The sequence below is a fragment of the Stenotrophomonas sp. CC22-02 genome, from assembly GCF_004365115.1.
GTDB lineage: Bacteria > Pseudomonadota > Gammaproteobacteria > Xanthomonadales > Xanthomonadaceae > Stenotrophomonas > Stenotrophomonas forensis.
The window spans coordinates 1,450,839-1,472,960 of the sequence record NZ_SOCO01000001.1 but is presented as its reverse complement, the minus strand read 5'-3'; the positions used below and the strand labels follow the sequence as shown (position 1 = coordinate 1,472,960).

Genomic DNA, 22,122 nt, shown 5'->3' with positions numbered 1-22,122 from the left:
AAATCGCCCGCCCATCGCTTAGATCGATCCAAGACGACATTGCGATGGCCGGGAGTTGGGGAGGCAGTCACAGGACGTACCAGGCCACGCGCACGGTGCTACTGCCACTGCATGGCGATAGCGACAATGTCACTTCAAATTAGATCGATTCAAGTTGTCCGTGCCACGTCACCGGATCAATCCAGGAGAGAGGGAGAGATGGGAATGAAGCATTCAACACGTACGCACGGCCAGGACGCATTGTCGCTGGCCATCGCGCTGGCCCTGGCCGCCGCCGTCATTCCGGCTGGCGCCGCCGCGCAGCAGGCCGCTTCCACCGGCTCACAGGACGCCACCACCCTGGACAGCGTCCAGGTCACCGGCTACCGCTACGCCATTGAAAAGAGTCTGGAGCAGAAGCGCGACGCCAATGCCGTGGTCGAAGTGATCACCGCCGAGGACGTCGGCAAGTTCCCCGACAAGAACGTGGCCGATGCACTGCAGCGCGTGCCCGGCGTGGTCATCACCCGCAGCGGTGGCGAAGGCAAGAGTGTCAGCGTGCGCGGCCTGGCGCCGGACCTGACCCTGACCCAGTTGAACGGAAACTATGTCGCCACGTCGGAAACCAACGACGAAGCGACCCGCTCGTTCAACTACACCCTGCTGCCGTCGAACATGCTGTCCAGCGCAGAACTGTTCAAGTCGCCGGAAGCACGCATCGACGAAGGCGGCATCGGCGGTACGGTCATCCTGCACACCCGACGTCCGCTGGACATGGAATCCAACTCCGGATTCGTCACGCTTGAGGGCACCTCCTCCGACACCCACCACGATATCGACCCGCAGGCGTCGGCGCTGTACTCGTGGCACAGCAAGGACGAGCGGTTCGGCGTCCTGGTCGGCGTGACCCAGCAGAAGCGCACCACCCGCACCATGGAAGCCACCACCGAGGACTACCAGTGGTATGGCGCCGGCAAGGCGCGTGATGCCTATGGCAACGTGCAGTCGCAGGATGGCATCCACTACTGGTGGGGCAAATCCGGTTTCAACAACCAGACCGGCGGCAACTACAGCGATTTCTTCATGCCGACGTCGGTCAACTTCGCGGTGAAGGAAGAAAAGCGCGAGCGCAAGGGCGGCCAGCTGACCTTCCAGTTCAAGCCGGTCGACAACGTCACGATGACCGCCAATTACTTCCGCTTCGAGCTGCAGGGTGACTACACCCAGAACATGCTCAAGATTCCGGAATGGAGCATGGCGCGCTACAAAGAGGACGGCAACTGGGCCGGCGGCCGGCTGCTCAATGGCCTGGACTTCGACCCCAGCGGCAGCATCGTCACCGGTGGCCAGTTCGAGAAGCTTCCGGGCAAGGCCTACATCTGCAATGAAGACGAGGCCTGGGCCGCCCATCTCAAGCCCGGCGGCTGGGGGCCGGACGACTGCACCATGCCTACCCCGCAGCTGACCGGTGGCTACAGCAAGGAAAAGGCGCTGTCGCAGACCGCCGACCTGACCATCGACTGGGACATCAGCCCGTTGTGGAAGGCATCGTTCACCGGTGGCCGCACCTGGTCCGAGGGTGGCCCGTCGATGAACTTCCGCATGTCGGCCAAGCCGCGCCGCAAGGTCGGCAACGACTACCTGTCCGGCAACCAGTACAGCGCCTGGGACTTGACCGGCACGCCCTCGGCCACCTTCTCGCCCGACCTGCAGCAGCAGTTGATGAACGGCATTGCCGAGGTGGACACCGGCTCGACCGATTCGTCATGGAAGCGCACCGAGGTCAAGCAGAACTACTTCCAGGCCGACGTCACCAAGCTGTTTGAATCGGGCTGGCTGGACTCGATCCAGTTCGGTGCCAAGTACCGCGACGGCAAGGTCCACCGCAACACCGGCAACACCTACTGGGTGTGCCCGGGCCGTGATACGGCCGACTACAAGAACGGCCGCTACCAGGCCGGTTGCGACCCGACCGCCGGTGATGCGCAGCCGGGCTTCTTCCTGTCCAATCCGATCAGCAACATCGCCGGCGGTTTCAACGCCAACGTGTTCCCGGGCATCAACTATCCGGCCTACATCGATTACCTGAACAAGACCTACGGCGGTTCGCACAACCGTACCGAGGACGACTTCGTCTACAACGTCAACGAGAAGATCTACTCGGGCTACTTCCAGGCCAACTTCCGCACCGAGCGCCTGCGCGGCAATGTCGGCGTGCGCGTGGTGCGCACCAAGCAGTTCGCACAGTCTTCCGACTCGATCGAGAAGTTCAACGACTACTTCCTGGACAACGCATCCGGCGCGCCGATGGCATGCACCGACCCGGCTGCCGCGGCTTATCCGACCTATGGCTGCGAGAGCGGCTTCGTGCGCCTGCCGTACGATCTGGCGCAGAGCAAGACCTACGACCTGATCGGCGTCGACCGCACCTATACCGACGTGCTCCCGAGCTTCAACATTGCCTGGGACATCACCGACACGTTGGTGCTGCGCGGCGCCGCGTCGAAGGTGATCGCCCGCCCGGGCTACACGGATATCGCAACCCCGGGTGCGTTGAGCTACTACAGCGCAGAGTATGTCGACGATCGCCGCGTGGCGGGCGGTGCACCCAATCCGGGCTGGGCGGGTGAGGGCAGCAACAAGCAGCTGCAGCCCTTCAAGGCCACGCAGTACGATCTCGGCCTGGAATGGTACTTCCAGCCGGGCGCCGTGGCCGGTGTCGGCCTGTTCCGCAAGGACGTCAGCAATTTCACCGTGCCGGTCGTGCGCGACATGCAGATGAATATCGGCGGTGAAATGGTGACCGTGCAGAATTACAAGACCAGGGCCAATGGCCAGGATGGCGTTTCGCAGGGCGTCGAGCTGTACGGCCAGTACACCTTCGATTTCGGCTTCGGCGTGCAGGCCAATTACACCTACAACGACACCAACCTTGCATCGATCGTGCTGGACGGCCAGAACATCGGTTCGTCGCCGTTGGTGGGCAGCGCCAAGAACCAGGCCAATGTCACCGTGTTCTACGAGAACGACAAGTTCCTCGCGCGCGCGTCGTTCAACCGTCGCGGCCAGGTGGTGGGCGGCCTGCAGAACGGCATGACGGTCTACACCGAGCCGTATGACCAGCTGGATCTGAACGTGGCCTACAACCTGACCCCGGACTGGACCCTGACCGCGTCGGTGATCAATGCCACCAAGTCCGAGCAGCGCGTGCACCTGGGCAACGACAGCAAGGCCCGCCTGATCTCCAACACCTACGCAGGCCGCCAGCTCTACTTCGGCGCCACCTGGAAGTTCTAAGGCCACACCGGGTTGCCCGGGCCTGCCCCGGCGCAATCCACGCCCCGCTCCGGCGGGGACGTTCCTCCACGGCAGCCGCGCTGGTACAGGTGGCTGCCGTTTTCTTTTTCAGCCCGGTGCTTGACCCTGCCATCGTTGGAAGGTGCACACTGGCCCTACCCCAAGAGCACCGAAGGAGCTACAGATGGAATTCCATGTCGATGGCATGACCTGCGGCGGCTGCGCTCGCAGCGTGACCCGCGCGATCCAGCAGGTCGATCCGAACGCCAGCGTGGTGGCCGACCCGCCGACCGGCCTGGTCAAGGTGCAGACCACCGCCTCGCAGGAGCAGGTCTTCGCTGCGGTGAACGATGCCGGTTTCCCGCCGCGTAGCGCCTGAGCCCCTGCCTTCAGAATGCAAAGCCCGCCCGGTGCTGCTGCACCCGGCGGGCTTTTTCGTGCCTGCGCCAACAACTCAGTGCTTGTGCGCGCGCCGCCGTACCGCCCCGGTCTTCGCGGTATCAGCCGGCACCGGCAACTCGTCGCCGTCACCCAGCCGCTGCAGGATCGGGCACTCCGGGCGCTCGTCACCCGCGCAGCAACTGATCAGCGACTTCAGCGTGTCGGCCATCTGCCGCATGCTTTCGATACGCTGTTCCAGGTCGGCAATGTGCTGCTCGGCCAGGCGCTTGACGTCGGCACTGTGCCGCGAGGTGTCGTTCCACAGACCCAGCAGGTCGGTGATCTCGGCCACCTGGAAGCCGAGATCGCGGGCGCGGCGGATGAAACGCAGGCGGTGGATGTCCGCCTGCGAGTACGCGCGATAGCCCGACTCGGTACGATCGGCCGCGGGAATCAGGCCGATCTGCTCGTAGTAGCGGATCATTTTCGCCGAAACACTGGAGGCCTTGGCAGCTTGACCGATGTTCATGCGGCCCTCTCCTTCAATGGGTCGTGGCGGGAGCGTCCGCCATCGGCGGCTGGAAGCGGCGCAGGCGCAGCGCGTTGCCCAGCACGAACACGCTGGACAGCGCCATCGCACCGGCAGCGAACACCGGCGACAGCAGCACGCCCCAGACCGGGTACAGCACACCGGCCGCGACCGGGATCAGCGCGGTGTTGTAGGCGAAGGCCCAGAACAGGTTCTGCCGGATATTGCCCAGCGTTGCCTTCGACAGCGCAATGGCATTCGGCACGCCCTGCAGGTTGCCCGACATCAGCACCACATCGGCCGACTCCACCGCGATGTCGGTGCCGGTACCAATCGCCAGGCCGACGTCGGCCTCGGCCAGCGCGGGTGCATCGTTGATGCCGTCGCCGACGAAGGCGACGTGCCCATGCGTGGCCTTCAGGCGGCGCACCGCTTCGACCTTGCCTTCCGGCAGCACCTCGGCCACCACCTCATCGATGCCCAGTTGGCGTGCGATCGCCTGCGCGGTGCCGGCGTTGTCGCCGGTGATCATCGCCACCTTCAGGCCCAGCTGGTGCAACGCCGCGATTGCGGCCGGCGTGCTCGGCTTGATCGGGTCGGATACCGCGATGATCGCCGCCAGGCGGCCGTCGACAGCGGCAAACAGCGGCGACTTGCCCTGCGTGCCGAGTTCCGCCGCCAGCGTCGAGAACGCGGTGATGTCCACGCCAAGATCGCGCATGAAGCGATCAGCACCGACCTCGACCCGGGCGCCATCGACACGGGCGCGCACGCCCATGCCGGTGACCGATTCGAAGTCGAGCAGGGCCGGCAGCGCAATGCCCTGCCCGGTCGCCGCGTCAACAATGGCACGGGCAATCGGGTGCTCCGAGCGTGACTCCACTGCCGCCACCGCAGCCAGCACGGTACTGCGATCAAAACCCTCGGCGATCTCAAGATCGGTCAGTCGCGGACGCCCTTCGGTCAGCGTGCCGGTCTTGTCCACCGCCACCACCTGCGCATCCTTCAGCAACTGCAGCGCTTCACCCTTGCGGAACAGCACGCCCATCTCGGCGCCACGACCGGTACCGACCATGATCGACGTCGGCGTAGCCAGCCCCATCGCACAGGGGCAGGCGATGATCAGCACCGCTACGGCATTGACCAGGGCGAAGCTCAGCGCCGGCGACGGGCCGAAGATCAACCAGACCAGGAAGGTCGCCAGTGCGGCCAGCATCACCGCCGGCACGAACCACAGCGTGACCTTGTCGACCACCGCCTGGATCGGCAGCTTCGAGCCCTGCGCCTGCTCGACCATGCGGATGATCTGCGCCAGCATGGTCTGCGCGCCTACCGCCGTGGCCCGCACGGTCAGCGCCCCCTTCTGGTTGACGGTGCCGCCGACCACGCTGCTGCCCGGCTGCTTCTCGACCGGAATCGGCTCGCCGCTGATCATCGACTCGTCGATGTAGCTGCGGCCCTCGACCACCTCGCCATCGACCGGCACGCGCTCGCCCGGACGCACGTCCACCACGTCGCCACTCATCACTTCATCGACCGGGATATCGACCGCGCGGCCGTCACGGATCACATGCGCGACCTTGGCCTGCAGGTTGACCAGGCGCTTGATTGCCTCGGACGTACGGCCCTTGGCGCGCGCCTCAAGGAAGCGACCGAGCAGGATCAGCGCGACGATCACCGCCGCGGCCTCGTAGTAGACGTTCACCGTGCCCGCTGGCAGCAGCCCCGGCGCGAAGGTCGCCACCACCGAATAGCCGAATGCCGCAGCGGTGCCCACCGCCACCAGCGAGTTCATGTCCGGCGCAAGCCGCAGCAATGCCGGGAAACCCTTCTGGTAGAAACGGCGGCCGGGAATGGCCAGCACCAATGCCGTCAGCACGAACTGCAGGTACCAGCTGGTCTGCATGCCGAGGGTGGTCATCACCCATTCGTGCATGCCGGGAATCAGGTGCGAGCCCATTTCCAGCACGAACACTGGCAGCGCCAGCGCGGCGGCCACGATCAGGTCGCGCTTCAGTTGCACGCGCTCGGCGTCCTTCTTCTCGGCAACCTCATCGTCCGGCCGCACGCCCGCCTCGATCACGCGTGCGGCATAGCCGGCCTTGTCGATGGCCGCCACCAGCGCACCCGCGTCGGCCACGCCACGCACCGTGGCGCGCTCGGTGGCCAGGTTCACGCTGGCTTCGCTGACGCCGGGCACCGCCCGCAGCGCGCGCTCGACACGACCGACGCAGGACGCGCAGGTCATGCCCTCCACGGCCAGCTCAAGGGTCGCAGCGGGTACGTCGTAGCCCACCCGCTCCACCGCCTGGATCAGCGCGGCGCGATCGACCGGACCGGACGCACGGATATCCGCACGTTCGGTGGCCAGGTTGACCGAGACGCTGCCCACGCCCTCGACCTTGGACAGTGCCGCTTCGACCCGGCCCACGCAGCTGGCGCAGGTCATGCCCTCGATGGGGAGGCTGATGGTGGGCAGGCTGGCGGTGGCGCGGGGCGTACTCATGATCGGATTCCCATGGATTCCTTCTGGATGCGGACAGGCTAAACCTTGCCATCGTGGGAAGGTCAAATCCAGCCTGTCCGCATTTCCTGAATGGGCACCCAGGTGTCCGCATCCACGCATGGCGTGGATCTACTGACGATGGCGGTCTCGTCAGAAGGTGAACACATACTCCAGTGCGAATTCGCGGCCGACCGCGCCGAGCAGGCGGGTCGGGGCGAAGTCATAGTCCAGCTTGTACGGGTCCTTGTGATTCCAGCTGGCCGAGTTGAACGCGTTGTTGACGTAGACATTGACCTTGGCGTGCTCGGTCACCTGATAGCCCACGTTGAAGTTCCAGGTGATGAACGGTCCGACCCGCCCGAAGTAGCGCGCGGTCTTCTGGCCAGCGTTCGGGTTGGGATTGGGCGAGCCGTCAGGGCGCGTCGCCGGCTCCAGGCAGTTCAGCGACGGGCTGTCACTGGGCACGTAGCCATCGGCGAACGGCAGGCAGCCACCGGGGTTGTCCAGGCGGTCGGTACCCCAGTGGTAGCGCACGCCCGGCACCGAACCGATGCGGTCGGCATAGACGTTGGCATTCCAGTTGCCACGCTGCCAGGCCAGGCTTGCGCGCAGCTTGCTGCGCAGGTCGCGGTCGCGGCGTTCCGGGTTCGGGTCGGCGGCGTAGCGCTGTTCCTTGGTCGAGATCTGGTTGGTGTAGTTCACGCCCAGCTGGAAGCTGCCCCACTGCGCGGTCTCCAGGCGGTAGCGCGCGGTCAGGTCGATGCCGCGTACCTCGCGGCTGGCCAGGTTGAACGGACCACGCTCGATCGACACCAGGCGTCCGTTGCTGTCACGGTTCACGCGCGCCAGGATGCCCGCGCAGTACTCGCCGCCGGCCGGATTGGCCCACGGCGTGCCGTCCATGTTCTTGCCGGTCAGGCAGCCGGCCTCGCTGGCCAGCACTTCGTCGGCACCGACGTCGACGATCATGTCTTCCAGCTTGATCGCCCAGTAGTCGGCGCTGACCGACAGGTTCGGCATCACGTCCCAGACGAAACCGACCGTCCACGAATCGCCGGTCTCCGAACGCAGCAGCGGCGTGCCACGCCGGTTCACATCGAACGTGTACCAGACGTCGGTGTTGCCCACGCCGCAGTTGTTGACCAGGTAAGCACCGCTCTGGATGCAGTGCAGGCGGTCATAGGTCTGTACTTCGGAGCTGCTGGGCTGGCCCAGCAGGTAATGCATGTCCGGCGCATGGAAGCTGGTGGCATACGAGCCTCGCACCAGCAGCGATTCGACCGGGCGCCATTCCAGCCCGACGTTCCAGGTGGTTTCCTTCTGGCTGCCGATGTTCAGGGCCTCGGCGCTGTCATCGGCCTTGTAGCTGCCATAGCGGTCATAGCGCGCCGCTGCGGTGGCGATCACACTGTCCAGCAGCGGGATCTTTAACTCGACGCCGGCCGAGTAGCGCGTGCGCTCGCCGCCACCGCGGTCGACGTTCTGCAGGTCGAAGTCGATGCCGGCGCGTGGATCGGGACTGAGGTGATAACCCTGCTGCGCCACTTCGGCCACGGCGGCGAACGAAATCGGGCCGGCCCAGCCCTGGAACAGTTCACCGGTGATGTCCGCCGACGCCTGGTTGACCCAGGAACTCGCGCGATTCTTCGCCACGGTCCCCATCTGCCAGTACTGCTCCGGCGTCAGCGGATTCCACCAGCGCGATTCGTTCAACGCATAGATTGCTTCACCCCCGGCGGTGGTGCCCAGCCGTGGGCCGAGGAAGTAATCGTAGGACTTCTGCTTGTCCACCACGTTCTGCCGCTCTTCCACGCGATAGTAGGAACGCCCCACCGTCGCACTCCAGTCGAAGCGATCGGCGAGGCGGCCACGCAGGCCCGCGCTCCAGTCCCAGGACAGTTCGCGGTTGGTGTTGCGCAGCGTATCCAGGCCGCCCACTTCGTTCGGAGTGAACTGGCGCACGCCGAGGATCGGGCGGTTGCGGTTCGCATCCCAGTAATAGCCGTTGTCATCGTCGATCAGCGACACGCCGGGCGGATTGGTGCCCCAGATGGCTTCGGAGTGATACACCGCCAGGTTGGTCCAGGCCTGCAGGTCATTGCTGAAATCGAAGGTGGCGTACAGGTTGCCGGAGACGTTCTCGGCGCCGCCGGTCAACAGCCAGTTGGCGTAGTCGGCGCTCATGCCGCACAGGCGGCCGGTGTTGGTGATGGTGTTGGCGGCGTAGTTGTAGACCAGGCGATCGGCAGTGTAGTACTCGCCGTTGAACTTCTCGCAGGTGCCTGCCGGTGGCGCCAGGCGCTGGCCGGTGGTCGGATCGATCAACGCCAGGCCGGCGGTGGGGCGGAAGCCGACCTTGCGCTGCTCCATGTTCCAGGAGGAGTACGGTGCATCATCGGCGTCGTCCATCTGCGGGCGATCGCGGCCGAACAACGGATCGCGCTTGGTGTACTGCAGCGCGTAGGTCACGCTCCAGTTGTCGCCGGTCTTGCCACCGGCCCAGGACAGATCCCAGGTATCGCGACCGCCTTCAGTGGAAGTGCCGCCGCGCACGCGTACTTCGTCGCCGTCATAGTTGGTTTTCAGGATGACGTTGACCACGCCTGCGATCGCGTCCGAGCCATAGATGGCCGAGGCACCGCCAGTCAACACTTCGATGCGCTCGACCGCCGCAGCCGGAATGTTGCCGTAGTTGGAGAAGTTGGTTTCACCGCCATAGGGCAGCGGGTAGTCGGCCACGCGACGGCCGTTGACCAGCAGCAGCGAGCGGTTCGGGCCCATCCCGCGCAGGTTCAGGCCACTGGCATTGGGCGTATGCGAGCCCCACTGCGAGGCCGCTTCAACCGTTCCGGTCGCTTCGGTGAGGGTCTTCAGCGCGTCGTACACGCTGACAAAGCCTTCCTTCTGGATCTGCGCGGCGGTGATCACGTTGACCGGCGCCGGGCCTTCGACGCTGGCGCGCTTGATGCGCGAGCCGGTAACGGTGACCGCATCGAGATCCTTGGTGGACGAACTGGAACTTTCCTGCGCGCTGGCCGCCAGGGGCAACAGAGCCAGGACCAGGGCCTGGGACAGCAGGTGACGGCGCTTGCGGACGGACTGAGCCATGGGTGGTTGCTCTTCGAAGGTGTGGACGCACGGACGGGTGGTGGCGCGGCACTACGGCTGATCCGGGCGCCTGGATCGGTCCAGGACCGATGCGGCACCCTCCCCTGTGGATCGATCCAAACTAAAGCACAGCTGAACCACATCCGGCATGCGGCGACGCAGCAACAGACCATTGAACGCCGCTTCTGGCCCGGCCAATCATTACGAATCAAATGGTTAGGGGGCGCAACTCAACAAGAGGCACACGCGCCGATGACACGATTACGACAATTGCGCGCGGAACGTTCTTGTCCGTCGTCAGCGTGCGCGCTCGCCAGGCATGGCCCGGCCAACTCCATCAGGCGTCCAGCGCCTGCCGCAGTGCCGCCACGGTCGCGGTGGCGGTCTGGCTCCAGTCCGGGTCCAGGCCGCGCAGGGCCGGGTTGTGGAACTGCATCGCCGAGCGCCGCAGGCCCTTGGCCGAGGCATGCAGTTCGGTACAGCCGGTCTGCCGTGCGACGCTTGCGATGTTGCCCGGGGCCAATCCGGCGCCGGCCATCACCGCAATACGCCCCGCCGCCTGGGTGACCAGGCCCGCCAGCACCTCAGCCCCGGCCTCGGCGCTGACCTGGCCGCCCGAGGTCAGCACCCGCTGGCAGCCCAGCCCGATCACCTGCTCCAGCGCCACCGGCAGATCGCGGGCGGCGTCGAAGGCACGGTGAAAGGTCACCTGCAACGGCCCGGCAGCCTGCACCAGTTCACGACACAACGGCAGGTCGATGCCACCCTGCACGTCCAGCGCACCGATCACCACGCCATCGCAGCCGAGCGCACGGCACTGCGCGACGTCCCGTAGCATCAGTTCGGTTTCCAGCGCGTCATAGTGGAAGTCGCCCGCACGCGGCCTCACCAGCACGAACAGCGGAATCGACAGGCGTTCGCGGGCGATCGCGATGCTGGCGAACGACGGCGTGGTGCCACCCTCGGCCAGGTTGTCGAACAGTTCGATGCGGTCGGCGCCACCGGCCTGCGCGGCCAGCGCCGAAGCCACCGAGTTGCTGGCGATTTCCAGGCGCAGCCGCGTGCTCATGCCTGGGTGCTCGTGTAGATCGATGGCGAATCGCGCAGGTCATCCTGGCGCTGCGCATCGCACACCGCGTAGACGAATCCGCGATGCAGTGCATAGGCACCCACCTCGCCCTGCTTGTTCATCGCCAGGAAGCACACCTGCAGTGTCCTGCTCGCTTCCGGGCGCTTGCGCACCACGCGGTCGATCGCCTCGCGGCAGGCCTGCGCCGGTGAGCGCCCCTGGCGCATCAGCTCGACCACCAGGAAAGAAGCGGCGTTGCGGATCATCTCCTCACCCACACCCGACGCGGTGGCGGCGCCGACCTCGTTGTCGACATACAACCCGGCACCGATGATCGGGCTGTCGCCGACCCGGCCGTGCAGCTTCCAGGCCATGCCGCTGGTGGTGCAGGCACCGGCCAGGTGGCCCCTGGCATCCAGCGCGAGCATGCCGATGGTGTCGTGGTTATCGCTGTTGCCGGGGATGCCCCGGCGCTCGGCATTGATCTGTGGCTGGTACTTCTCGGTCTTCAGCCATTCCCGCCAGGCGGCTTCGGCCTGCGGCGTCAGCAGGCGCTTGCGCTCGAAACCCTGCTGCACCGCGAACTGCTGCGCGCCCTCGCCCACCAGCAGGACGTGCGGGCTGTTCTCCATCACTTTGCGCGCCACCGACACCGGATGCAGGATGTCCACCAGCGCGGCCACCGCACCGCAGCGGCCATCGCCGTCCATGATGCTGGCGTCCAGGCTGAGCACGCCGTCGCGATCCGGATTGCCGCAATGGCCGACGGTGGAGTTGCACAGCTCGCTCTCGGCCCAGCGTGCGCCCGCCTCGACGGCATCCAGTGCGTTGCCCCCCTGGGACAGCACTTTCCATGCGGCCTGGTTGGCTGGCACGCCGAAGTCCCAGGTGGAGACCACCTTGGCCCCACCCTGCGTGCGCGCCTGCACACCCGGCAATGCCGCCATGCCTGCGGCCAGCGCACCGGCCTGCAGGAACTGCCTGCGATCCACCATCTTCCCCTCCCAGTCTGCAATGCACGACCGGCCCGATGCCGGCCTTGCCAATCAGTCGTGCGCGGGCTGCCGCGCGGCGTGCCAGACCGCCGCACCGAGCACGCCGAGCTGGCCATGCTCAACCCGCCACACCGGTACCTGGCGCAGCACCTCGGTCAGCACGCCCTTGTTGAGGAAGCGCTCGCGGAAGCGGCCATCGGCCAGGAAATCCTGCACATGCGCGGAAATACCGCCGGCCAGGTACACCGAGCGCGCGCCGACGGCGATCGCCGCGTCGCCGGCCAGGCTGCCCAGCCAGGCGCAGAACACCTGCAGCGTCTCCACCGCCAGCGCATCCTCGCCGCTGCGGGCGGCGCCGATCAGCGCCTCGGTGCTGGTCCACACTGGAGTGACGCCGCGCAGTTCGCACAGGCACGGGTACAGGTTCATCAGGCCGCTGCCGGACAGTACGCGTTCGTTGTCCACGTGCGCCCAGCGCTGCAGCAGCTTGCCCAGCACCTGCAGTTCCAGCGCATTACCGGCGCCGAGCGCGGCGTGGCCGATCTCGCTGGGCAGCACCGGGCGCTCACCATCGGCGAAGCGCAGCGCGGCACCCAGTCCGGTGCCGGCACCCAGTACCAGTGCCGGGAACGCCTGCGCCGGATCGGCGTCGCCGTTCAAGGGCACCAGGGTATCGGCCTGCAGGTAAGGAATGGCCAGCGCCACCGCTTCGAAATCATTGATCAGCTGCAGTTCGTGCAGCCCGGACTGCGCGCGGGTGGCCGACAGCGACACCGTCCACGGCAGGTTGGAGTTGATCAGCACATCGCCATCGAGCAGGCCGGCAATGGCCACCACTGCGGTCCGCACCGGCTGGCCAAGGCCCAAGGTGAAATCAGCCAGGATCGCGGCCAGGCTTGGATACTCGGCGCAGGCATAGGTGCGATGGCTGCCCAGGCGCGGCGGCTGCCCAGCCAGCGTCTCGGCCAATGCCAGACGAGCGAAGGTGCCGCCGACATCGGCGACAACGAGACGGCGCGGAAGACCGCCGCGGGCGGAGTCGGTGGAAACCGGGGACGCTGCTGCGATGGTCACGCGGGCCTGCTTGGATCGATTGAATCGCCCCGATTCTCAGGCATCGGGGCGGCTTTGCCTAGCGCGCTGGTGGTTCAGGTTGGCCTACATGCCTTCCTGCTCGGCCACCTGCACACCGTCCACCAGTACGCGCAGGCGCTGCGGGCGGAAACCGGCGAACAGCAGTGGCCGGGTACGTTCGACCAGCACTTCATGGCCGGCGATGTGGCGCAGCCACGACTGTACCAGCGAGAACGAGAAATGCGTGCCCGGGTGCCACGGATGCTGCACCCACACCTTCTCGGTGGCGCTCTGCAGCAGCATCGCGCCGGTGAACCAATGGCGGCTGAGGGTGACCGGCGTAGTGCCGGCCATGAAACGGATATCCATGCGGGGTCCTTTCGCTGGAGCGGCACTGCCGCGGGTCAGGGCTGGGCAGTCTGCAGACTGTAGCTGGTGGTGGCGGTGAACACCGCACCGTCGGGCTGGGTGGAACGCACCTCGACCTTGTGGCTGCCCACGGCCAGGTCGGTCGGCAGCGCGCCACGCCACAGGTGCGGCGACGCGGTGGCCTCCGGCGAGCGGTCGTAGCCACGCAGGCTGCTGGCCAGGTCGTCGGCGACGTTCTCCACCATCAGTCGCGGATCCGGCTGGCTGACCTGCTTCATCGGCTGCCAGGCACCGCCATCGACGCGGTACTCGACCACGCTGGCATCCTCACCCATGTAGACATTGGCGTAGATACCCCACGCCGGGTAGGCGCCCTGGCGCAGTACCTTCGGTGCATGCAGGCCGATCTGCTCGCTGGCCGGCCTGCCGGCCACGCGGTACTGCAGGCGATAGCTGCCGTTGCCAGCGACGTCGAGCAGCGCGTAGCCCTTCGGCGTGCCATCGCTCATGGTGCTGTCCGGTACCCCGGCGGCATTCTTCACCCCCGACCAGAACGCACCGCAGTTGGCACCGACGTTGTATTCGTGCAGCGGCTTGTCGCCGTTCCAGCCCTCGGCCTTGCCGTGGTAGACGTGCTGCTGGGTGTGGCTGTGGCCGCTGAGCACCAGCACGTTGCGGAAGTCCTTGAGCAGATCGAACAGACGCTGGCGGTCGGCGTGACGGAACGTCTCGCGCCCCGGCGCAGCGTCGAACAGCGGGATGTGCATGCCCAGCACCAGCAGGCGGTCCTTGTGCAGGCCCTTCAGGTAGCTGGCGAGGAAGGCGAACTGGTCTTCGCGCAGGCCACCGACATACTTCGGCCTGGCCTTGGGGTCGTACACCACGTCGTCGAGGAACACGAAACTGGCGCCGCCCTCTTCCACCGCGTAGGTGTCCGGACCATAGATGTTGCGCCAGCTGTCCAGCGAATGCGCGTCGCTGGCCGCGTCGAAATCGAGGTCGTGGTTGCCTGGCACATGGAACCACGGCACGCCCAGCGATGTGGTGACCTTGTTGATCGCCGGGTACAGGGTCAGGTCGTCGTTGACGATGTCGCCCAACGTGGTACCCATGCGCGCCCTGGTCTGGCCGACCAGCGGGGCCACGATCGACTGCTGGTAGTAGCCGATGTCCTTCAGGCTGGCAGTCTGCGAATCGGTGAACACCAGCATCTGGAAGCCGCGACGGCTGTCATGGCGGTCCGCCTGCAGGGCGAAATCCCAGTTTCGGGTGACGTCACTGGTAGCGGCGATGCCGCCGTACTTCAGCGCCGGCGAACCATTCGGGCGATAGTGCCGCCAGAACGACGGCAGGCCGTCGGCCGCCTTCGGGAAGGCATAGGTATCGGGCTTGATCACGAACACAGTCTGGCCATCGCGCACCGGCAGGCTGTAGCTGCCGTCGGCGGCGGTCTTGACGATGGTCTCGCCATTGGAGACCTGCACCCCGGCCAGGCCCGGATCGGTCGCGCCCCGGCCCGGCTTGCCGTCGCGCTCCAGATAGACCTTGCCGCTGACCATGGTATCCGCGGCCCAGGCCGGCGAGGTCAACAACAGGCAGCACAGCCAGGCGGCAGGCAGTTTCATGGGACGGTCCGGGAAAGAAAGACCGCCTATTGTAGAGCCGAGCCGTGCCCGGCTGCATTTCAATGGTGGGTGCGGACCGTTGGTCCGCACACCGTCGTCAACGATGGCGCTTTTCCAGCACCGCCCGCGCATCGTCCAGTGACAGGCCGCGCGCACGCAGCAGCACCAGCAGGTGATACAGCAGGTCCGAGGCCTCGCCCAACAACGCCTCGTCATCCTGCGCGACCGCCGCCAATGCGGTCTCCACGCCCTCCTCCCCCACCTTCTGTGCGATACGGCGGATGCCGCCCTCGAACAGGCTCGTCGTGTAGCTGCCCGGAGGGCGCTGCGCCTCGCGCATCGCCACCAGCTGGCCCAGCCCGCCCAGGAAGTCCTTCGGCGCCTGGTCGAAACAACTCTCGGCACCGGTATGGCAGGTCGGGCCCGCCGGGCGTGCCATCACCAGCAGCGTATCGGCATCGCAGTCGACACGGATCGACTGCACCACCAGCACGTTGCCGGACTGCTCGCCCTTGGTCCACAAGCGCTGCTTGCTGCGGCTGAAAAAGGTCATGTGACCGATGGCCAGCGTGGCCGCCAGCGATTCGGCACTCACGTAGCCCAGCATCAGTACCTGCAGGGTATCGGCATCCTGCACCACGGCCGGCAGCAGGCCCTCGCCCTTGCCCCAGTCCAGCGCCTGCAGCGCGTCCGGTGACGGCCTCACTTCAATAGACATCCCGCACCTCGATCTGCTGTCCGCGCAGGTAGCGCTTCAATTCCGGAATGGCGATGGCACCGCTGTGGAACACGCTGGCCGCCAAAGCGCCGTCAACGTCGGCCTGGTCAAAGGCCTCGGCGAAATGCTCCATCGCTCCGGCGCCCCCCGAGGCGATCAGCGGCACCTGGCACAGGGCCCGTGCCTGCTGCAGCTGGGCGACATCGTAGCCACGGCGCACGCCATCGCTGTCCATGCAATTCAGCACGATCTCGCCGGCCCCGCGCTGCTGCGCCTCCACGATCCAGTCCAGGGTGCGCAACGGTACCGCCTGGGTCTTGTCCGGGTCGCCGCTGAAGCGACGCACGCGCCACTGCCCATCGGCCTCGCGCACCGAGTCGACACCGACCACCACGCACTGCACGCCGAACTCGTCCGCCAGCTCGGTGATCAGCTGCGGTCGGCCCAGCGCCGGCGAGTTGATCGACACCTTGTCGGCGCCGGCGAACAGCACGCGGCGCGCGGTTTCCACGCTGTCGATGCCACCTGCCACGCAGAACGGGATGTCGATCAGGCGTGCGATGCGCTCGATCCAGGCCACGTCCACCGAACGTGCCTCGGGGCTGGCGCCGATGTCATAGAACACCAGCTCGTCGGCGCCCTGGTCGCGGTAGCGCTGCGCCAGCTCGGCGATGTCGCCCATGTCGACGTGGTCGCGGAAGCGCACGCCCTTGACCACGCGCCCATCGCGCACATCCAGGCAGGGAATGATGCGGCGGCTCAACATGCCAGCGCCTCCGCCAGGTCCATGCGCTGCTCCAGCAAGGCCTTGCCGAGGATGGCGCCGCCACAGCCGGCGTCACGTGCCTCGCCGACATCGGCCACGTCGCGGATGCCGCCTGACGCCTGTACGGCCACGCCCGGCAACAGCGCCGAGAGATGCGCGTACAGCCCGATGTTCGGCCCGGCCAGCATGCCGTCGCGGGCGATATCGGTGCACAGCAGGTGGCGCATGCCGGCACGCGCGTAGCGCAGGGCCAGATCATCCAGGGTCACCCCGGCGTTCTCGGTCCAGCCGTGCACCGGCAGCTGCCACTGGCCCTGGTCATCCTGGCGGGCGTCCAGCGCAATCGTAATGCGCTCGGCGCCGAACTCATCGAGCCATCCGACCACCTCATCAGGGCGGCGCACCGCCAGCGAACCGACCACCACGCGACCGGCGCCGGCATCGAGAATGCGTGCCACGTCGTCGCGGCCACGCACCCCGCCGCCGGTCTGCACCTGCAGCGTCGTCTGCGCGCGGATCGCCGCCAGTAACGGCGCCAGGGTATAGCCACCGGCACGCGCCGCATCCAGGTCAACCAGGTGCATCCACTGCGCGCCCTGCGCGGCGAAGGCCTGTGCGCGCGGCAATGGATCATCGCCATACGAGGTTTCCTGCGCGTAGTCGCCCTGGCGCAGACGCACCACGCGGCCATCACGGATATCCAGCGCGGGGTAGACGATGAAGCTCATGCAGCAGTGCCCTCGAGGAAGTTGCGCAGCATCAGCGAACCGGTTTCGCCCGAGCGCTCGGGATGGAACTGCGCGCCGTAATAGCGCCCCTGCTCCACCACGGCGGTGAACAGACCCCCGTGGTCGCAGGCAGCAACGGTGTGCGTATTGAGTGGCGCGGCATAGCTGTGCACGAAGTAGGCGCTGGCACGCTCCGGCACGCCCTGCAGCAGCAGCGACTCGCGCAGCGGCAACAGGCGGTTCCAGCCCATGTGCGGCACGCGGATGCCACAGGCGGGTACCAGCTTGCGCACCACCCCGGGAATCAGCGCCAGTGTCTCCACGCCGGCTTCCTCGGAACGCTCGAACAGCAGCTGCATGCCCAGGCAGATGCCCATCAGCGGCACCTCCAGTCGCTGCAACGGTTCCACCAGCCCCTGCGCATGCAGGCGCTGCATGCCCGGACCGGCCGCACCCACGCCGGGCAGAATCACCCGCTGCGCGCCGACCAGGCCGTCCGCATCACGCACCAGCCGCACCGTCGCCCCCAGGCGCTCGAGCGCATAGCGCACCGAGCCCAGGTTGGCCCCGCCGGCATCGATCAGCGCGACGTCGCTCACAACGCCCCCTTGGTGCTCGGCAACGCCGTACCCTGCCGGGCCAGTGCCGGGCGCAACGCGCGCGCCAGTGCCTTGAAGCAGGCCTCCACCTTGTGGTGGTCGTTGTCGCCGCGTACCTGCAGGTTCAGATTGAGACCACTGGCATCGCACAGCGAGCGGAAGAAGTGCGGTACCAGCTCGGTTGGCATGTCACCCACCCGCTCGCGCTTGAACTCGCCCTCGAACACGAAATAAGGGCGGCCGCTGAAATCCAGCGCGGCGCTGGCCAGGGTCTCGTCCATCGGCAGGGTGAAGCCGTAGCGGCCGATGCCGCGCTTGTCGCCCAGTGCTTCGCGCAGCGCTTGCCCCAAGGCAAGACCCGTGTCTTCGATGGTGTGGTGCTCGTCAATGTGCAGGTCGCCCTCGGCCTGGATGTCCAGCGCGAAACCACCGTGCTTGCCGATCTGTTCCAGCATGTGGTCGAAGAACGGCAGGCCCGTGGAGATGCGCGCATCGCCCGCGCGATCCAGGTCCAGCTCAACGCGGATCCTCGTTTCTTTCGTATTGCGCTGGACCACGGCGGTACGCGGCGCGTCGGCCAGCGCGTGGGCAATGCCCGGCCAGTCCCACTCACCACCAAACTGTTCGGTGCGCAGCTGGAAGCCACGGATGTTGAGATTGTTGGCGAATTGCAGGTCGGTGATGCGGTCCCCAACCATGCCCGAGCGCGCCCAGTCGATGCTGCGGTCCTGCAGGTAGGCGGTCATCAGGCCGATGCCCGGCTTACGCGTGGGCGCGTTGTCCTGTGGCCAGCTGCAGTCGATCAGCACGTCACGGAAGGTGATGCCCTGGCTTTCGAAGATCTGCAGCATCAGATCGTTGGGACCCTCGAAGCTGGCACGCGGATAGCTCTCGCTGCCCAGCCCATCCTGGTTGGTGACAATCACGAACTGGTAGCCGGCGTCGCGCAGCTTCAGCAGCGCCGGGATCACCTGCGGCACGAAGCGCAGCTTCTCGTAGGCATCGATCTGGAAGTCGGCCGGCTCCTCGATCAGGGTGCCGTCACGGTCGATGAACAGGATTGGGGTCATGCCGCGGCCCTCCGCGCCGACAGGGCCGCAAGCACGCGGTCATTCTCTTCAGGACTGCCGATGCTGATGCGCAGCGCGTCGCCCAGCTGCGGCGCGGCGCGCTGGTCACGCACCACCACCCCGGCATCCAGCAGCGTATCGAATGCGGCCTGCGCGTCGGCGAAGCGGACCAGCAGGTAATTGCCGGACGAGGCATACACCCGGCGCACACCGGGCAGGCCGGCCAGTGCCATGCGTAGGCGCTCGCGTTCGGCGATGACCGTGGCCACGCGCTCGGCGGTGCGTGCCAGAGCAGCCGGTTGCAGAGTCTGCACGGCCAGTTCCGCACATGGGGTCGGCACCGGGTACGGCGCCTGACAGCGGCGCAGCACGGCAATCAGTTCCGGCGCGGCGATCAAGGTGCCGATACGGGCAGCGGCCAGTGCATGCGCCTTCGACAGCGTGCGCAGCACCGCCAGGTTGGCATGCGCATCCAGCAGCGTGGTTGCCGACGGTCGCTGCGCGTACTCGACGTAGGCCTCGTCCACGACCACCAGCGCTTGCCCGCGCAACGCAACCGCCACACGCTCGACCTCGTCCAGGGCGATGTCACTGCCGGCGGGGTTCGACGGTGCGCACAGGAATACCAGCTTGACGCGCTGCGCCTGTGCCGTGCTGATGACAGCGTCGAGGTCGGCGCGCAGGCCGTCCTCGCCGTCCACCAGCGGCGCGTCGATCAGCGGCGCACCCTGCAGCCGCGCGCAGACCGCATACATGCCGAACACCGGCGAGGTCACCAGCACGCCGTCGCGGCCCGGCACGCACAGGGCGCGTACCAGCAGATCGATGGCTTCGTCACTGCCACGGCCGATCAGCAGCTGCTGCGACGTCACGCCGTACAGCGCCGCCAGGCCCTCACGCAGTGCCAACGGCTGCGGTTCCGGATAGCGCCGGCTGCTGCCTGTGGCATCGGCCGGATTGGCCCAGGCCGATTCGTTGGCGTTCAACCAGACCTTGCCCTGCACGGCCGCACTGCGCGCCGAACTGTAGCCGGCGAAGGCCTGCAGATCCGGGCGCACCAGCGCCAGCACATCGTCAAGGGTGCTCATGCCACCACCTCCATGCGCAGTGCCACCGCACGCTCATGCGCATCCAGTCCTTCGGCACGGGCGATGATGCGCGCGCAGCCACCAATCGCTGCCAGGCCGGCGGCGCTGGCACTCTGCACGCTGATCAGGTTCTGGAAGCTGGCCACGCTGACACCACTGTAGGCACGCGCGGCACCGGCGGTAGGCAGCACGTGGTTGGTACCACTGCAGTAGTCGCCCAGTGCTTCCGGGGTGTAATCACCGAGGAACACCGAGCCGGCGGCCCGCACCTGGCCCAGCCAGTCGCGCGGTTCGCGCAGGGCCAGGATCAGGTGCTCGGGCGCATAGCGGTTGCTGATCGCAAAGGCCTCTTCCAACGTCTCGACCTGGATCAGCCGCGACGCCGACAATGCCTGGCGCGCGATCTGCTGGCGCGGCAGCAATGCCACCTGGCGCTCTACTTCCGCCTCAACCGCGGCCAGCATCGCCGCGTCGTCGGTCAGCAGCAGCACCTGCGAATCCGGGCCGTGCTCGGCCTGCGACAACAGATCGGCAGCGACGAACGCCGGGGTGGCGCCGGCATCGGCAATCACCAGTACTTCCGATGGGCCCGCCGGCATGTCGATGGCGGCGGCGCCGTCCTGCGCGACCTGCTGCTTGGCTTCGGTGACGAAGCTGTTACCCGGCCCGAACAGCTTGTCGCAGGCCGGGATGGTGGCGGTGCCATAGGCCATCGCGGCGATCGCCTGCGCGCCGCCCAGCTTGAACACGCGCTGCACGCCGGTCAGGCGGGCGGCTACCAGCACCGCCGGATCGGCGCTGCCATCGGCACGCGGCGGCGTGCACAGCACCACCTGCGGGCAACCGGCCAGCTGTGCCGGCACGCCCAGCATCAGTGCCGTGGACGGCAGCGGCGCGCTGCCCGCCGGTACATACAGACCGACGCGGCCGATCGGCCGCAGCATGCGTTCACAGACCACGCCCGGCGCGGTCTCCACCGCGTACCCCGTGCCCATGCCAGCGGCGTGGAAGCGCGCGATGCGCTCGGCAGCATCCACCATCGCCTGGCGCAGTTCGGCCGGCACGGCGGCTTCGGCAGCAGCGAATTCGGCCTCACTTGCTTCAAAGGTAGGCAGCTCGACACCATCGAAGCGTGTGGTGATCGCACGCAGCGCATCGTCACCCTGCGCACGCACCTGTTCGATCAGTGCAGCCACCGCCTCGCGGGTCTGCTGGGCCACGGTCTGCACCGGGCGCGTCAATGCCGCGCCGCGGGCGGGCTCATCAAGTTGCGACCAGATCAGACGATTCATGCCAGCGACCGCTCCACGCTCAACACCATCAGGCCCTGCGCACCGGCGCGCTCGAGTTCTTCCATGCGCTGCCAGCTCAACGGACCCGGGCACATGGTCTGCAGGCGCAGCGCGCCGCCATCGGCCGGCAGCCGCACCAGTGGTTCGGCATCAGCCAGCAGCTGTGCCAACGCATCGACACGATCCTCGCTGGCGCGGAACATCAGCAGCTTGCGGTCCTGGCGCTGCACCACGCCATCCAGGCGGCGCAGCAGCATCGCGCGCAGCGAGGCGCGCGCATCGTCCGGCACGCGCACCGCGCCGGCCAGTACCGCCTCGCTGTCGAGCAGGTTGTGCACCGGGGTCAACTGGTTGGCGCGCAGCGTAGCGCCACTGGACACCAGGTCGCAGATCAGGTCGGCGGTGCCCAGGCGCGGAGCGATTTCCACCGAACCGGACAGCTCGACCACCTGCGCATCCACGCCCTGCTCGGCCAGCCATTGCTTGAGGATGGCCGGGTAGCTGGTAGCGATGCGGGTACCGGCCAGCTGCGACGGGCCCTGCCACTGCCATTCCTCGGGCACCGCCAGCATCAACCGGCACTGGCCGAAGCCAAGTCCGCGCAGCGCCTGGTAGGCGTCGGGCAGGCCGATCTGGCGGCGTGCCGCTGCCTGTTCGTCCAGCTCGTTGCGGCCGACGATGCCAAGGTCGCAGACGCCATCGGCGATCAGGCCGGGGATGTCGTCGTCGCGCACCAGCAGCAGGTCCACCGGCAGCGATTCGCCGTAGCAGAACAGCTTGTCGCGGCTCTCGCGCCAGCTCAGGCCACAGGCGCTGAGCAGGTTGCGGGCGGGTTCGGCCAGCCGGCCACTCTTCTGGATGGCGATACGCAACCGGTCTCGTGCCGGCGCTGCCTGGGTTGCACTCATGGGGGAGGTCTCGAAGGTCGG

General features: G+C 67.1%; 18 protein-coding genes. 2 read left to right on the top strand and 16 right to left on the bottom strand.

The features are described from left to right. Positions 1-198 precede the first annotated feature (198 nt). Together N440_RS06955 and N440_RS06950 are read left to right on the top strand one after the other, a co-directional pair. Positions 199-3,276 carry a TonB-dependent receptor gene (locus tag N440_RS06955; RefSeq protein WP_133934534.1) on the top strand — a complete coding sequence of 1,026 codons (3,078 nt, stop codon included), beginning with the start codon at positions 199-201 and terminating at the stop codon, positions 3,274-3,276. A gap of 184 nt (positions 3,277-3,460) precedes the next feature. Further along, positions 3,461-3,655, top strand: a complete 195-nt coding sequence (locus N440_RS06950; protein WP_006436926.1) for a heavy-metal-associated domain-containing protein — start codon at positions 3,461-3,463, stop codon at positions 3,653-3,655. A gap of 75 nt (positions 3,656-3,730) precedes the next feature. On the opposite strand, the gene cueR is transcribed toward N440_RS06950, so the two are convergent. From cueR to hisG, 16 genes are all read right to left on the bottom strand, one after another. Beyond that, positions 3,731-4,186, bottom strand: coding sequence for a Cu(I)-responsive transcriptional regulator (gene cueR, locus N440_RS06945; protein ID WP_133934533.1), 456 nt, complete (start codon positions 4,184-4,186; stop codon positions 3,731-3,733). Between the two features lie 13 nt (positions 4,187-4,199). Beyond that, complete coding sequence (locus N440_RS06940; RefSeq protein ID WP_133934532.1) at positions 4,200-6,692, bottom strand: heavy metal translocating P-type ATPase; 2,493 nt, start codon at positions 6,690-6,692, stop codon at positions 4,200-4,202. A gap of 150 nt (positions 6,693-6,842) precedes the next feature. Then, positions 6,843-9,800 (bottom strand): TonB-dependent receptor, encoded by a 2,958-nt coding sequence (locus N440_RS06935; protein WP_133934531.1) that lies wholly within the window; start codon positions 9,798-9,800, stop codon positions 6,843-6,845. Positions 9,801-10,137: 337 nt separating this feature from the next. Further along, on the bottom strand, positions 10,138-10,869 hold the full coding sequence (locus tag N440_RS06930; protein WP_133934530.1) for a copper homeostasis protein CutC: 732 nt from the start codon (positions 10,867-10,869) through the stop codon (positions 10,138-10,140). After that, entirely contained in the window at positions 10,866-11,864 is a 999-nt protein-coding gene (locus N440_RS06925) for a N(4)-(beta-N-acetylglucosaminyl)-L-asparaginase (protein WP_133934529.1), read from the bottom strand. Before N440_RS06925 ends, N440_RS06930 begins: the two co-directional genes overlap by 4 nt. Positions 11,865-11,915: 51 nt before the next feature. Continuing rightward, entirely contained in the window at positions 11,916-12,938 is a 1,023-nt protein-coding gene (locus N440_RS06920) for a glucokinase (protein ID WP_133934528.1), read from the bottom strand. Positions 12,939-13,022: 84 nt separating this feature from the next. Further along, the gene (locus N440_RS06915) at positions 13,023-13,307 is read right to left on the bottom strand and encodes a hypothetical protein (RefSeq protein WP_006436871.1); all 285 of its coding nucleotides are present in this window, start codon (positions 13,305-13,307) and stop codon (positions 13,023-13,025) included. A gap of 35 nt (positions 13,308-13,342) precedes the next feature. Continuing rightward, positions 13,343-14,932 carry a calcineurin-like phosphoesterase family protein gene (locus N440_RS06910; RefSeq protein WP_133934527.1) on the bottom strand — a complete coding sequence of 530 codons (1,590 nt, stop codon included), beginning with the start codon at positions 14,930-14,932 and terminating at the stop codon, positions 13,343-13,345. 97 nt (positions 14,933-15,029) lie between these two features. Continuing rightward, a complete protein-coding gene (gene hisIE, locus N440_RS06905) occupies positions 15,030-15,650 on the bottom strand; it encodes a bifunctional phosphoribosyl-AMP cyclohydrolase/phosphoribosyl-ATP diphosphatase HisIE (RefSeq protein ID WP_040007863.1) in 621 nt (206 codons plus the stop codon). Beyond that, complete coding sequence (gene hisF, locus N440_RS06900; protein WP_133934526.1) at positions 15,640-16,416, bottom strand: imidazole glycerol phosphate synthase subunit HisF; 777 nt, start codon at positions 16,414-16,416, stop codon at positions 15,640-15,642. The genes hisIE and hisF overlap by 11 nt, the downstream gene beginning before the upstream one ends. Further along, positions 16,410-17,144, bottom strand: a complete 735-nt coding sequence (hisA, locus tag N440_RS06895; RefSeq protein WP_133934525.1) for a 1-(5-phosphoribosyl)-5-[(5-phosphoribosylamino)methylideneamino]imidazole-4-carboxamide isomerase — start codon at positions 17,142-17,144, stop codon at positions 16,410-16,412. The genes hisF and hisA overlap by 7 nt, the downstream gene beginning before the upstream one ends. Next, the gene (hisH, locus tag N440_RS06890) at positions 17,141-17,743 is read right to left on the bottom strand and encodes an imidazole glycerol phosphate synthase subunit HisH (RefSeq protein WP_133934524.1); all 603 of its coding nucleotides are present in this window, start codon (positions 17,741-17,743) and stop codon (positions 17,141-17,143) included. Before hisH ends, hisA begins: the two co-directional genes overlap by 4 nt. After that, the gene (gene hisB / locus N440_RS06885) at positions 17,740-18,813 is read right to left on the bottom strand and encodes a bifunctional histidinol-phosphatase/imidazoleglycerol-phosphate dehydratase HisB (RefSeq protein WP_133934523.1); all 1,074 of its coding nucleotides are present in this window, start codon (positions 18,811-18,813) and stop codon (positions 17,740-17,742) included. The genes hisH and hisB overlap by 4 nt, the downstream gene beginning before the upstream one ends. Beyond that, positions 18,810-19,901, bottom strand: coding sequence for a histidinol-phosphate transaminase (hisC, locus tag N440_RS06880; RefSeq protein WP_133934522.1), 1,092 nt, complete (start codon positions 19,899-19,901; stop codon positions 18,810-18,812). Before hisC ends, hisB begins: the two co-directional genes overlap by 4 nt. Then, complete coding sequence (gene hisD / locus N440_RS06875; protein ID WP_133934521.1) at positions 19,898-21,193, bottom strand: histidinol dehydrogenase; 1,296 nt, start codon at positions 21,191-21,193, stop codon at positions 19,898-19,900. Before hisD ends, hisC begins: the two co-directional genes overlap by 4 nt. Next, positions 21,190-22,101 (bottom strand): ATP phosphoribosyltransferase, encoded by a 912-nt coding sequence (hisG, locus tag N440_RS06870; protein ID WP_049458387.1) that lies wholly within the window; start codon positions 22,099-22,101, stop codon positions 21,190-21,192. Before hisG ends, hisD begins: the two co-directional genes overlap by 4 nt. Between the last annotated feature and the right edge of the window lie 21 nt (positions 22,102-22,122).